The organism is uncultured Veillonella sp., from assembly GCF_963551295.1.
Lineage (GTDB): Bacteria > Bacillota > Negativicutes > Veillonellales > Veillonellaceae > Veillonella.
This window is the reverse complement of sequence record NZ_CAUVFT010000002.1, coordinates 87,104-100,693: the sequence shown is the minus strand read 5'-3', so window position 1 is coordinate 100,693 and position 13,590 is coordinate 87,104. Positions and strand designations below refer to the sequence as shown.

General features: G+C 39.0%; 12 protein-coding genes. 2 read left to right on the top strand and 10 right to left on the bottom strand.

Features of this window, described 5'->3' with window-relative positions; translation table 11 throughout:
• Positions 1–97: 97 nt before the first annotated feature.
• Positions 98–517 (bottom strand): Rrf2 family transcriptional regulator, encoded by a 420-nt coding sequence (locus RYO55_RS00855; RefSeq protein WP_008602288.1) that lies wholly within the window; start codon positions 515–517, stop codon positions 98–100.
• Positions 518–663: 146 nt separating this feature from the next.
• Between RYO55_RS00855 and RYO55_RS00850 the strand changes: the two genes are divergently transcribed.
• Positions 664–2,031 carry an NCS2 family permease gene (locus RYO55_RS00850; RefSeq protein WP_314983755.1) on the top strand — a complete coding sequence of 456 codons (1,368 nt, stop codon included), beginning with the start codon at positions 664–666 and terminating at the stop codon, positions 2,029–2,031.
• A gap of 236 nt (positions 2,032–2,267) precedes the next feature.
• Here the strand turns inward: RYO55_RS00850 and RYO55_RS00845 are convergent, their stop codons facing one another.
• The 5 genes from RYO55_RS00845 to RYO55_RS00825 all read right to left on the bottom strand — a co-directional run bounded on the left by RYO55_RS00845 (position 2,268) and on the right by RYO55_RS00825 (position 6,124).
• Positions 2,268–3,575, bottom strand: a complete 1,308-nt coding sequence (locus RYO55_RS00845; RefSeq protein WP_314983754.1) for a hypothetical protein — start codon at positions 3,573–3,575, stop codon at positions 2,268–2,270.
• 112 nt (positions 3,576–3,687) lie between these two features.
• On the bottom strand, positions 3,688–4,476 hold the full coding sequence (locus RYO55_RS00840; protein ID WP_314983753.1) for a hypothetical protein: 789 nt from the start codon (positions 4,474–4,476) through the stop codon (positions 3,688–3,690).
• Positions 4,477–4,712: 236 nt separating this feature from the next.
• Entirely contained in the window at positions 4,713–5,225 is a 513-nt protein-coding gene (locus tag RYO55_RS00835) for a pyridoxamine 5'-phosphate oxidase family protein (RefSeq protein ID WP_314983752.1), read from the bottom strand.
• A gap of 35 nt (positions 5,226–5,260) precedes the next feature.
• A complete protein-coding gene (locus tag RYO55_RS00830) occupies positions 5,261–5,704 on the bottom strand; it encodes a MarR family transcriptional regulator (RefSeq protein ID WP_314983750.1) in 444 nt (147 codons plus the stop codon).
• Between the two features lie 12 nt (positions 5,705–5,716).
• Positions 5,717–6,124 (bottom strand): polyketide cyclase, encoded by a 408-nt coding sequence (locus RYO55_RS00825; RefSeq protein WP_314983748.1) that lies wholly within the window; start codon positions 6,122–6,124, stop codon positions 5,717–5,719.
• A gap of 282 nt (positions 6,125–6,406) precedes the next feature.
• On the opposite strand from RYO55_RS00825, the gene RYO55_RS00820 reads away from it, so the two are divergent.
• Positions 6,407–7,849, top strand: a complete 1,443-nt coding sequence (locus tag RYO55_RS00820; protein ID WP_314983746.1) for an amino acid permease — start codon at positions 6,407–6,409, stop codon at positions 7,847–7,849.
• Between the two features lie 33 nt (positions 7,850–7,882).
• Here RYO55_RS00820 and RYO55_RS00815 read toward each other — a convergent pair whose 3' ends face one another.
• From RYO55_RS00815 to RYO55_RS00800, 4 genes are all read right to left on the bottom strand, one after another.
• Complete coding sequence (locus RYO55_RS00815) at positions 7,883–8,455, bottom strand: immunity protein YezG family protein (RefSeq protein ID WP_314983744.1); 573 nt, start codon at positions 8,453–8,455, stop codon at positions 7,883–7,885.
• Between the two features lie 41 nt (positions 8,456–8,496).
• Positions 8,497–9,621 carry a cation diffusion facilitator family transporter gene (locus RYO55_RS00810; RefSeq protein WP_314983742.1) on the bottom strand — a complete coding sequence of 375 codons (1,125 nt, stop codon included), beginning with the start codon at positions 9,619–9,621 and terminating at the stop codon, positions 8,497–8,499.
• Between the two features lie 259 nt (positions 9,622–9,880).
• Positions 9,881–10,999 carry an RluA family pseudouridine synthase gene (locus RYO55_RS00805; RefSeq protein WP_314983740.1) on the bottom strand — a complete coding sequence of 373 codons (1,119 nt, stop codon included), beginning with the start codon at positions 10,997–10,999 and terminating at the stop codon, positions 9,881–9,883.
• A complete protein-coding gene (locus RYO55_RS00800; RefSeq protein WP_314983738.1) occupies positions 10,999–13,587 on the bottom strand; it encodes a 3'-5' exonuclease in 2,589 nt (862 codons plus the stop codon). Before RYO55_RS00800 ends, RYO55_RS00805 begins: the two co-directional genes overlap by 1 nt.
• Positions 13,588–13,590 lie beyond the last annotated feature (3 nt).

The following is a 13,590-nucleotide window of genomic DNA, read 5'->3' as shown; positions in this document are numbered from 1 at the left end:
ACGAAACGCGACTCTTTCCATAAAAAATACCTAAAATATAGGTATACAATGTAGTAATCCTCAAAGATTATTCAAACTAAAGTTTTCGGACTATCAATTATTCCGTAGGAAATTTATGATCCATTACATCTTGCAAGGAAACATGTTCCATAACATGTCGGAACTCATCTTGTAAATACTGCCACAATGGAGCTGTCAAGCAGTCATTAAACATAGGACACGGTTCTACATCATCTTCTAAACAAGACACGAGAGCAATGGAGTCCTCTGCGGCATATAAAATTTCATATACATTGTATTCAGATGGATCTTTCACCAAACGATATCCACCGTATTTGCCACGTCCACTTTTAACGAGGCCCGCGGAGGATAGACGAGATACAATCCCCTCTAAGTATTTATCGGAAAATCCTTGGCGTTCTGCGATCTCACGAATCGGTACATTTTTTTCTACCCCATGTTCTGCAATATCCGCCAATATCCGTAAGGCATAACGCCCCTTTGTAGATATTTTCATAAGTTAACCTCTATATCATTCATAATATATTAATAGTATATCACAAATTCATACAAAAAATGGTGGGAAATATGATACACTATACATATATCGAAATATCTTTATTTAGGTATGATTTTAATTTCATATAGGGAGGATTTTATCTAATGTTAGATAAATTATTTCAACTCAGTGAACGTGGTACAACCGTTAAAACAGAAATTTTAGCAGGTATCACTACGTTTATCACGATGGCGTACATCCTATTCTTGGCGCCAAACATTCTTAGTCTTGCAGGTATGGATAAGGATGCGGTCCTCATTGCCACAGCCTTAGGTGGAGGTCTTGTGACGATTGCTATGGGTTTATTCGTAAACTACCCAATTGCTCTCGCTCCAGGAGTTGGCCTCTTGGCATTTTACTCCTTTACTGTAGTTCTCGGTATGGGCGTATCTTGGCAAACAGCATTAGGTGCGGTATTCATTTCAGGTCTCGTATTCCTCGTATTAACACTTACGTCGGTGCGACAAATGATTGTTGAAGGCATCCCTACCTCCATGAAAATTGCCATTACCGTTGGTATCGGTCTCTTCATTTCTATCATCGGTTTGAAGTTATCCGGCTTGATGGCCATCTCCATTAGTTTGTCTCCAAACTCCTTAGGTCAGGTTGTACAGACACATGGTAATTTAGTCCCTCCAGCATCTGAGGCACTCTTAACGCTTGGTAATTTGCACAGTGGTGAAACATTGTTAGCACTATTCAGCCTCATCTTTACAGCTTTATTGATGGCTCGCAAAATTCAAGGTTCCCTCTTGATTGGCGTTTTAGTAACAACAATCATCTCCTATGCGACAGGCCTTTCCACAATGCCTGAGAACTTCACTGTATTGGCTATTCCTGATTTCTCCAAAGCAGCATTCCTGCAATTAGATATTCCTGGTGCTCTTCACATGGGCTTAATTACGATTATCTTCTCCTTCACATTTGTAGAATTATTCGACTCTATGGGCACTTTGATTGGTACCGCTACAGAGGCGAAAATCGCAGATCCTAAATCTGGTAAATTCCCAGGTCTTGGGAAAGCCATGACCGTAGATGCTATCGGTGTTAGTGCCGGTGCATTGCTCGGTACTTCTACAATTACGGCTTTCGTTGAAAGTGCGGCAGGTGTAGGGGCTGGTGGCCGTACAGGTTTAACAGCTGTCACAACAGGCGTACTTTTCTTAATTTGCTTATTCTTGGCTCCATTGGTATCCTTGGTTCCAAATGCAGCCACATCTCCTGTTCTTATCATCGTAGGTGCCCTCATGTTAGGTGCCATTCGCAATATTGACTTTGATGATTGGACAGAAGGCTTCCCTGCATTTCTCGTTATCGTATTAATGCCATTCACATACAGCATCGCTAACGGTATCTCTGCAGGTCTTATTGCATACCCTCTACTCAAAATCATTGCGGGCCGTGCAAAGGAAGTTAACTGGATTATGTACGTATTAGCACTACTCGTTATCATCCGCTACGTATTCTTCTAATTAACGTATGCCCATAATGATGCTATTAGTGAAAGCTGCTTTATATTGATAGCTATAAAATCACTAACACGTAAGAGCAAAATATATGTAAATTACATCCACTAAAAGAACCTATCTCCAAAGATATGACTCTAATATCTAGGAGATAGGTTCTTTTTATTATGTACTCGTTTACTAAATCCTAACGTCGTATGGCATCACCGAATCGTGCTATAGAGTCTTATTAAGGTTTAGTATTAACGAATCGTTTTTACACCGATTAAGTCTGTACGACTTAAATCAATATTTTTTAATGGTACTACATGATCTTTATAAAACTCTGCTTCAGATACTTTTACAGGCACTTGGAAAAACAAGAAATATGCCATGTTATCTTTGCTCCACGCAATACTGCGTACTAAGCCCTTATCTACATTACCTGTATACTGCACATCACCGGTTGGCGTAGAGTCAATCCACTGTACGTCATGGTATTCCGTTGGAACATATTCTTTAGGCCATACCGTATCCATAGAGTAGCTCATGCGAAAGACCATCGTATGATTTACCCAACGCCCGCTGCGTTCTTGATATTCTTGACCTTCCTTCCAATATACAGTTTCTAATACATCATTATCATAAAAATGTGTAGCATAGTATGTATAGCCAAGAGGCAAGTAACTTGGTACAGATACGTTATAGGACAGCTTACGAGATGCATCAATTACACCGCTAGGTAAGCCGATGGATTTACTCGTAAGTATAGGCCACTCAGAATTCGTATGTGTACGCAGTGGCAAACCAATAGTTTCAAAATGAGGTCTATCTTGTTCACCATTTTGTTTAACACTTTGCGCATTACTTCGTTTAACATTTTGCTTATCATTTCGGTCACCACGTAATCGAGTATTATCAGCGGCTACGTTAGTAAGAGGCCCTACAGAGTCTACAATTTTGCTTACATAGTTTTGGTTTCTTGAGGAAGCAAAGTAGAGCATATGAACTTTATTATCTTTTTCCCAATAAGCAATTTGAACAGAATCGTTGCTAGAGCCTAAAGTATGTACAGGGATTCCATTAGGGGTAGTAAAGCTAACTGCATCATCAGCATTGTATTTTGTCTTTTCCAATATGGGCTTTACCACGGTATCGATAGCCCAACCCATACGATATACAATATCTGTATTAGAGAAGGTAAGTTTAGGCCCAAACATTCCATGAGCTCCAGTTTCTGTATATACGATTTCTAATACGTCATGGTCCCTTGACTTTACATCGCGTACTGCATAATCTTCAGGCATATAAGATGGAATTTGTAAATCATATCCAAAATAATTTGTACTTGCGTCAACATTAAGCTGTACTATATCACCATTATCAACTTGATCATACCACCGATAACGATTCATTAGCTCTTTATTCTTTTCCACTGTATCGATGGTAACAGTATTTCCATTTTCATCCACTAAAGGGGATAATGCACTAACTGATTGTACTCCAAAGCTACTTACCACAGCAGCTAGTATTCCCATGGCTAATAATGATTTTGTTGTTTTCAATCTCATAATTTCATCTCTCTCTAAATTTAGATATTTCATAAGTATATATTACCGAGTTAATCACTTATCTATTACATTTTTAACTCAGATCACTGACTTTCAAGAGTATTACGTACCCTTAATAAACCACGCTACTCTTTGCTTTCATAGGCACTACATGTTCCTGTTTTATTTCTTCAATAGTTTTAGGTTTAATCGGTGTTGTCGGATAGTTACCAACTAGTTCATAACGAGAGCTATCAATACTTTTCAACGGTACCACATGGTCCTTATAGAATTCCGCATCAGCCTCTTTCACCTGTTCTAAGAAGAATAGGGAATAAGCCATACCATCCTTCGCCCACGTGATACTACGAACCATATGCGTTTCAGGATTACCTGTATAATAAACCTCACCAGAATCACCTGGTTTAGACCATTCAAGATCGCCGTACTCAGATGGAACATATGGTGTGTCTCTCACAGTATCCAAGGAATATCCCATTCTATAGGCCATAATACTATCTATATATTTTTTCCCATCCCGATAGATAGTCACACCTTTTTTGTAATATACAACCTCTAATACATCATTTCGATCTTGACGCGCTGTATAGAGCTGATAACCATAAGGTATATAACTAGGTGCTTTGACCTCATACGGTAGTTGCTGTGCAGCCTCTTCTATTCCCTTCCAATTACGGGCTCCTTCTTGTGTTTTCATAGGCCACTCTAATAAGGTCTTTCTTGGCAATGCTTTAATTGCTGAATCAGGATGAACTCTAGGCATATCATTTGTAACGGTAGCTGAAACACCAATATTATCAGTAGATATAGAATTATTAACAACATCAGCTGAAACATACCCCGCAGACAATAATCCTACAGCCATAGCAGCTAAAGCGGACTTATATAGAAGCTTCTTCATGATCTCTCCTTTTATAAAGACTTGATATATACTTTACACATATAATGATATATTTTCTTATTTATATCAAAAACATGCCCCCGATTCTGTTGCCCTAGCTACTTCATAAAACTTTTATCTTTCCTATTGTGAAAGTATAGTTGAGCCAATAACTGCTTTAATGCTTACTAGTTATACATAATAAAGCATCCTACTAAACGCTATATTACAATAGAGTTCAATAGGATGTTTTGCCATTATTTATTTAATGGAGGCATAATAATATCTTGTTCAAGCTGTCTTCGTCTCTTTGCGGTATAGTCTACAACTTTAATTTGAACTACGCCCACAGAGTTTACCATGGCATCAGTAAAGGTAAATTCTCGACCAGTCTGATGCTTCATCAACACCTGTAATCCATGAGCTTTTTCATCAATATTCGCTAAATAAACAGCCTCTCCTCGTCCCATTACACTGGAATAAACTGAACTATATTTACAAGGAATATCTCCACCTGATACGAGGGCTTCATCATGGCCATCAATTTCGATAAATACATGGGGGTTCTCTTGAATCAAACTAAACTTCTTCCCCTCATGATGGCCATGTACATAGATGTAGAGTATATCATCTACAATTTCATAACCAAAATGTAAAGGTACTACATAAGGGTAATCACCATCCATCATGCCTAGGTGAATGATACGAGTGCCGTTTAAAATACCTTTAATTTCATCTATATTTGTAACCATACGATCTTGACGTCTCATAATAGCCTCCACAAGAATCGGAAAATTAATACACCTTACGCTTCATGTAATCTGCCAAGAAGATGTTTAAATTGAGCTTCATCACTCTTCAGCTTTCCGAAAAAGAGTTCATCAATTTGTTCAACTAATGGGACTGCCTTTTGTAATATTGCACTGCCCTCTTCATTTAAAAGAACCGCTTTCGCACGTGTATCTCTAGAGTGTTCTTTTCGCTCTACAAAACCACGTTTTTCCAATAAACTCAATATTTGAGATACCGTCATAACATCTATTCCTGAAAGTTTTGAAATCATAACTTGTGTAACTTCGTTATCATGTTGTGATAGATATGCAAGAGATGCTAAAACAACAAACTGAGGATGTGTTAAGTTCAACTCTTTTAATGCTTGTTTTATAGTAAAATGCCATTTATTGTACACCCTCATGAACAATAATCCTGTTGATTTTTCTGAATTGTCTTTATATTTTGATGTAAACAAACAGCAATCACCTTATCTTTCTAAACAATTTTTTAGAATAAATATAGATTGGGGAACATCAGAAAAAACTTGACTTAAAAATTCCAAATGTTGCTTATCTTCACTTTCTAAGCTTACGATATGCTTTACATTTACACTTCCGTCATGATTATCAATTATTTGATGTCCGAAAAGTATAGCACCAAATGGAGTTTCAGTCTTATCCCAAAACTCTTCAAAAGGTTTTACAAGAGTAAGCTGATATTCCATAGGTGGCATGCCTTCAAGTTCCATTGTACCACATGAACCGGTCTCAAATTTACCGTTTAATGTAATATTTTTTAGATCCTCTTCCCAGTCATACCATTTTTCAATATTCGCATAGTACGTCCACACAGCTTCTTTTTCTGCTTTTATTTTCAAACCAAAACTAAATTCCATTTTATATCCTCCTTTTATTGTAAGTGTACTTATTATAAATTATTTTATATTATTCGTCAACAAACTTCATAAATAAGAATATTCTTTGCTCTTATCAATATAAAGGTATACTCTCATCAGAAAATCATTACGTCTTTTGTCTACTGTAAAAATACATTTGACTTTTTAGAATAGATACTGTATTATAAAAAAATAGTTTTATAGATTCTATAGATTATGAAAGTTATGGTAATCCATGGCTTTTTATATTTATAGATAGTTTGTAGAAAAGAGGTCTTTATTATGTCTGATACTCATCAGTTAAAACGGGGTCTTAAGAACAGACATGTACAGTTGCTCGCTATCGGCGGTGCTATTGGTACAGGTTTATTCTTGGGCTCCGGCCGCGCCATTCACTTGGCGGGTCCATCCATTATATTCGCCTACCTAATAACAGGTGTTATTTGTTTCTTTATTATGAGAGCACTAGGCGAATTACTGTTATCTAACCTAAACCACCACTCTTTTATCGACTTTGTAGAAGATTACTTAGGGGATCGAGCAGCATTTATCACGGGATGGACATACTGGTTCTGCTGGCTTTCACTAGCCATGGCAGACTTAACGGCCGTAGGCCTCTACATGCAGTACTGGATACCGTGGCTACCCCAATGGATACCTGCCTTACTTGTTTTGATCGTCTTGTTGTTAATGAACTTGACAGCTGTAAAACATTTCGGCGAAATGGAATTCTGGTTTGCCTTGATTAAGGTAATCGCTATCATCTCTCTTATCATCATCGGTATCATCATGATTGTTACAGGTTTTACTACAGATGCTGGCGTCGCCGCCTTTAGTAATATGTGGAACTATGGAGGATGGTTCCCGAATGGAACGATGGGCTTTATTCTATCATTCCAAATGGTTGTATTTGCTTTCACAGGTATCGAACTCGTAGGGTTGACAGCTGGCGAAACGGAAAATCCAGAAAAGGTTATTCCAATGGCCATAAATAATATTCCATTGCGTATTATTTTATTCTATGTGGGCTCTTTAGCCATCATCATGAGTATTTACCCTTGGACTGCCGTTAACCCTGCTACCAGCCCATTTGTAGCGGTATTTACCGCCGTTGGTATTACAGCCGCTGCAGGTATCGTAAACTTCGTGGTTCTTACTTCTGCAGCATCCGCTACAAACTCCGGTATCTTCAGTACCGGTCGTATGATTTATGCCTTGGCAAAACGCGGTCACGCCCCGAGTTCGATGCGCCGCTTGACTCACAGCAGTGTGCCATACCAAGCAACGATTTTCTCGGCAGCCGTATTATTGATTACGGTTGTACTCAACTACGTAATGCCTGAAGCAGTATTCGTTATGATTACATCAATCTCCACGTTCTGCTTTATCTTTATTTGGGGCATGATGGTTATTTGCCATCTCAAATATCGCAAGAAAAATCCTGAAGTAGCGTCACAGTCTAAATTTAAAATGCCCCTATACCCTATAATGAATTACATCATCCTCGCTTTCTTCGTTTTTGTTCTAGCCATCCTAGCCTTAAATGAAGATACGCGAATTGCCCTCTTGTTCACACCAATTTGGTTTATTATTCTTTGGGCGTTCTACTCCATGCTTAACACAGACGATGAAGATGCCCTTGGGGAAGAACTCATCGAAATGGCTGGTGTAAAAGAAATTTACAAAAAACCTAAGAAAGACGATTCCGATGATTACGTAATCTAACAAAAAAGCTCGTGCATAGCACGAGCTTTTTTGTTACTTCATTGTCGGGAAGTTTTGTTGTTCATATTGTTGCTGATACTCTGTTAAATTACTTGTATCTTCATTGTAATTAAAGATAGTCTTAATGCGATAGCCTTCTTGAGTGATGATGATATCAATAGAGGATGGTACTTCTTGACCATTCTGTTGCAAGTGGTTAACTAATTCTTGCAAGGCCTCTGTTTGACGTAAAGAACCGGCCATATATTTACCCTTGGATAAACCTGTATTTCTAATGACTTGGCCATTGTATACTTGACCTCTATTATCTTTGTAATAAAAGCGTACAGCATCCTTATCTCCCGTAGGAACTGCTTTAATATAAATGATCTTCCAATTCTTTTTAATCATCACTTTTGTAGCTTCTGCTAAAATATTAGACAAACGTCGTGTTTCTTTATTTATTGATTTAGAAACACCATTAACCTGTTGAATTTCATCATTCATAGGCATATCAATAGATGCCACTACTGGATCTTGTTCTACCTTTTTTGCATCTGCAGGCTGAACCGCGAACACACCAACAACCGCCATTACAGCTAATGCGGTAAAAGCAATTTTTTTCATTCCATCTCTCCTTAGAGAATTTATCAAAACAAATTATAATATTAGTTACTAAAATCCGTATCCACAATAGCGAATTGTGTATAGTCAGGGTAACGTTTTTGCATTTCCGCCTTAATTTTTTCCAATGTGCCATGCGGATCTTCTTCGTCAAAGTCAAAGATAATATCGTAGTAAATAACCTTCTTTTCTTCTTGTACGTAGAAGGCATGTACTTGTACTACATGTGTATATAAACTAATAACTTGATCAAGAGCTTTTCTAATTTCAAGTACTTCTACACTTGGTTTGTTTTCAGCATATACACCAACGGTCATATTGATACCAAACTTTTTATAAAGATGAACCGCAATGCCCTTTGTTAATGGGTGAACTTCTGCCATTGTCATCGTATCTGGTACAGAAATATGAACGGAACCAATTGTTTCTCCTGGCCCATAACTATTTAATACCAAGTCATATACACCACCCACATTCGGATGCTGTGCGATAGCTTCTTTAATATTACGGATTAAATTATCATCTGCTCGAACACCGAGCAAATGGTTATACATTTCACGTAAAATATCATACGCTGCTTTTAAAATCAAAACAGAAATAACAGCGCCCACATAACCTTGAATATCAAAGTTAAAGAAAAATACTAAGCCTGCAGATACCAATGTAGCAAAGGTAATCACCGCATCAAAAAGGGCATCTATACCAGATGCTACGAGCGCATCGGATTTATATTTTTCTCCTTGTGCCTTGATGTAACGGCCCATCACTATTTTCACCACGATGGCAACAGCGATGATAACAAGGCCTGGAATATCGAAGGTAGATACCTCAGGATGAATAATTTTTTCCACAGATTCCTTAAGGGATCCAATGCCAGCACCGAGAATGATGAAAGCTATGGCCATGGTAGTCATATATTCTATACGACCATGACCAAATGGATGCTCCTTATCAGCCCCTTTGGCGGCTAATTTCGTACCCACAATAGTTAATACAGAGGACAATACATCTGTTAAGTTATTTACTGCATCAAGGATGATGGCGATGGAATTAGACGCAAGGCCCACAATCATTTTAAAAATAACGAGAACGACATTACCTATAATGCCTTTTATACTGGCAAGCGTAATCCCCCGATTACGTGCTGCACCATTATCTTGTAAAATCATACTACACCTCTTACATTCTGATTTATAGTTTGTAAATAGAACTATATCGATTTACTTATAATCCTATTATAACTTATTGATTATCATTTGTCATTATTTTTCTTGAAAAATATTTTTAAACTTATTGATTTTACTAAGTTATCAATAATTCTCATTTCTCAATTAGAAATTTTAATGTATTGGACTTCACAATGTATAGTACAAACCTATTATTAACAAACTAGTATTTTGTATTACGTAACGAGTTGACTAGATCAGATTATGCCATAACCGTAATACGCTCTCCTGTGCGCATGTGTGTAAATACTACCTTTTGAGCGCGCAATCGAAATGGCTGTCCCGTAGGTTGTGCACCGTATAATGTATCCCCTACAAGAGGATGCCCTATATGACTGAAAGCTACTCGAATTTGATGTGTTTTTCCCGTGTACAAACAAACTAAAACCTTAGTATATCCACATGTATTGGACTTATACACAGTTTTGTCCACATTTGAATTATTTTTATCCACATCTACTAATTCTATATCCACATTTTTTGATCCTATATCCACAGAATTTTCAGACTTATTCACAGAGTTATCCACAGGCTGGGAAGAATGTCTACATAGGACGGAAAAATCTGTACGAGTCGCTTTGCCCTTTGCATTTACTTCGTAATGAATACCATCAGCACTGCGTTCCATAGGGAATACTAAAGTATCCTCATCAGCTTCTACAATGCCTTCTACAGTAGCCATATACCACTTTTCAAAGGTATTATCATCCATTTGCTGTTGATAAAGACTTTGAGCTAACCCACTTTTTGCAATGACAATGCAGCCCGTCGTATCTCTATCTAGACGGTTCAAGAAACGTACCTTTCGCTTGATACCATGTTCTTTAAAATAGTGCGCCACCCCATTGGCAAGGGATACTTGGTCTTTAGAGTTTACCGTCACACCACTTGGCTTATCCACAATAAGAAGATCCTCGTCTTCGTATAAAACAGATAAGTCCATTTCGATTGGATCGTGATCTATTTTTTCCTTTGCCATAGCAATCCAGATCTCATCGTCTACGGAGATTACATCCTTTGGCGTAGCCTTATGCCCATTGATGTGGATTAATTTCTCTTCAAAGAGTTTAACTAAGGACTTTCGGGGATATTTAGTATCTAACACTTCACCAAGTGAAATATCACATGCTTTGCCAGTATGTTCTAGCTCACGAGTTAACATATCTTGATTGCTACTCGATATATCTCGACTGCTACTAGATCCGTCTTGACCATTACCAGCTAGCTTTTGTTTTGCACTTTTCTCGCTAAGCACAGCATCTATATCTACAGCGGTCACGGTCCACAGAATATCGTCAGGACGATGTGTTTTTCGCGCCATTAGTATCTCCTTTCTACGAGTTCAGGATCTCGTGGCATATAGTTGAGTAACGAGCTTGGTTGAACGGCTCGACCTCTCATATTCGTCTGTTCAAAGGTAATGGTCAATTCTTGTTTAGGTCGAGTGATGGCCACATAGAACAAGCGCTTTTCTTCGTCTTCACGACCTTCTGCAATAGCAAACGGACTTGGGAACGTACCTTCGTTGAGTCCTGCTAAGAATACGTAATCGAACTCACTGCCCTTTGCTTGGTGAATGGTAATGATAGGAATGCGGTCTTCGTTTCGCACCTGTTGTGCGGGCTCGCCCGCCGTGAGAGCTGCGAGTTGCAAAATTTGATTTAACCGCGCCAGTCCTGCAGGTCCTTCATAAGCCGCATCTAGTTTTTCCATGATACGATATAAATCACGTATATGCTCTACTTTAGCCGCTTCTCCATGAGATTTGTAGTATTCTAGAACCCTCATTTGGTTCATGATGTACGCCAATAATTTCGTTGGCATCTCCATATAAGCTTTTCTACGCAAGGTCGCCATTTGAGATGCGATATTGGTGAAAGCTGCCTTATATTTGTTAATAGCTACCATACGTCCCGTTGTAGTAGGCACGATATTTTCTTTCACCGCATAGATTAAAAGCTGTGCCGTGGCCAAGATATCATCCATCGCATTATGAGTCGGGACGTGATTTATAGGGAAGGTAGACGCCAGAAAACCCAATTTATGATTTGGCAAATTAGGATAAAAGCGACGATAAATATCAAGCGTATCATAGACAGCCTTAAACTCGGGATTACCTAAGTTATGGCGCGCCAATTCATTCGTAAAGATAGTTACATCATAGTTTACATTATGACCTACAATAATAGCATTCTTGGAGAATTCCTTAAAGGCTTGTAGCACTATAGCTGGCTCTTCGCCGTGCTCTTGTAAATACGCATCGGAGAAGCCGTGTACCTCTTCGGATTGACCAACAGGTACACCAGGATTGATAAAGCGTTCAAAGGTCTCTAAGACCTGTCCATTTTCATCGATGCGAATGGCCGCAATTTGAATGATGCGGTCTTGAGCCGTATCTGTGCCGGTGCTCTCCACGTCATAAACAACGACTTCGTGCTGCTCTAATCCACTGACAAGCTTTGCATAAGGCTCTGCCTCAAAGATAGGCATATCCATGAAGTCCGTCAATTTTAAACCGACTTCCCGTGTTTCAGGACTTTCAATCGCGGCGATACGCGCGTCACCAATACCAGCAACATATCTCTTGATAATTCGTTTCGCACTAACAGAATCATTAGGATTCATCAACAACTTGAAGTAGGCCATAACATCTTTAATTTCTTGACGTCTAAAGAATTTATACTCATCAATAATCATAAAGTGACGGCGCTCCTCTTCAGGACGCTCACCGTTAAGACGTTCAAAGGAGTCACTCAATCGTTGCGCCTTTTTATTGTCCCGCACGAGAACGCCGATATTAGCATCCTTTGGCAAGGCGCAGATAGCTTCGTAGATATATCGACCCTCAAGGTAGCTATTTTTACAACCTTTAATAAGAACTGGCTTACCCTTGCTTTCACTATTGGCACGAGGCAATTCAGTGTAAATAGACCCAACTAGGTCAGGGAACATATTTTGCAAGGTCTTGAAAGCCATCGTAAAGAGCGTCCAGTTAGAGCGATAGTTTTCATAAAAGATGATTTTCAAGGGTTTGAAATCCGCATCAAATTGCTTAAGCAAGCGGAACGGATCGGAGCCACGCCATTCGTAAATCGTTTGGAAATAGTCGCCACACAAGAGCACGTGATTATCTTCCCACAGCATTTCAAGAACCTTATACTCCAGTACGCCCGTATCTTGCATTTCATCTACAGAGATATAGCTGTAACGACTGCGCCAGCGCTCACGAACTACAGGGTCTTGGAATAGGCGATGAACACCGCAGATCAGATCCGTAAAATCTAGGCCATGCACGGAAGCTAGGCTTTCATCATAAGCGGCAATCCATTCGTGACCATGGTTCAAGAAATCATTGAGTTCACTATAGAGGACATTGCCAAAGCTGGAGAATTGCTGCTCAATGGCTTCACGTTGTTCCTTCTGCAAGCGTTCGATGGTCCGCTTGTAATCGCCTATGAGATCATCAGAATAAAATCCATATAAAGAACGATATTCTTTCACCATGGATATAATATTAGCAAAGGACATTTCTCGCAATTTACCAGGACGGTACGGTTCAGATAGTTCCTTGCAGTCTTCTTCGTCAAAGATGGTCACGTCCGTGTACAAGCTTTCGTTGCGCTTTCCCTCTTGTTGGAGAATGAAAAAGCAAAAGCTGTGGAATGTACTAACCTCCACAGCCTTTGCAGGACTGCCTACGAGCGATTGAATGCGGTCTTTCATCTCATTTGCGGCCTTGTTCGTAAAGGTCATGCACAAGATATTTTCCGCCTTCGCATAGCCGCCCTCGATGAGGTGAGCCACTCGATAAGCAAGTGTATTCGTTTTTCCCGTCCCAGCGGACGCTAACAAGAGGATATTCTGTTCCACTTCATCAATAACGCGTTGTTGTTCACGATTGATAAGCATAAA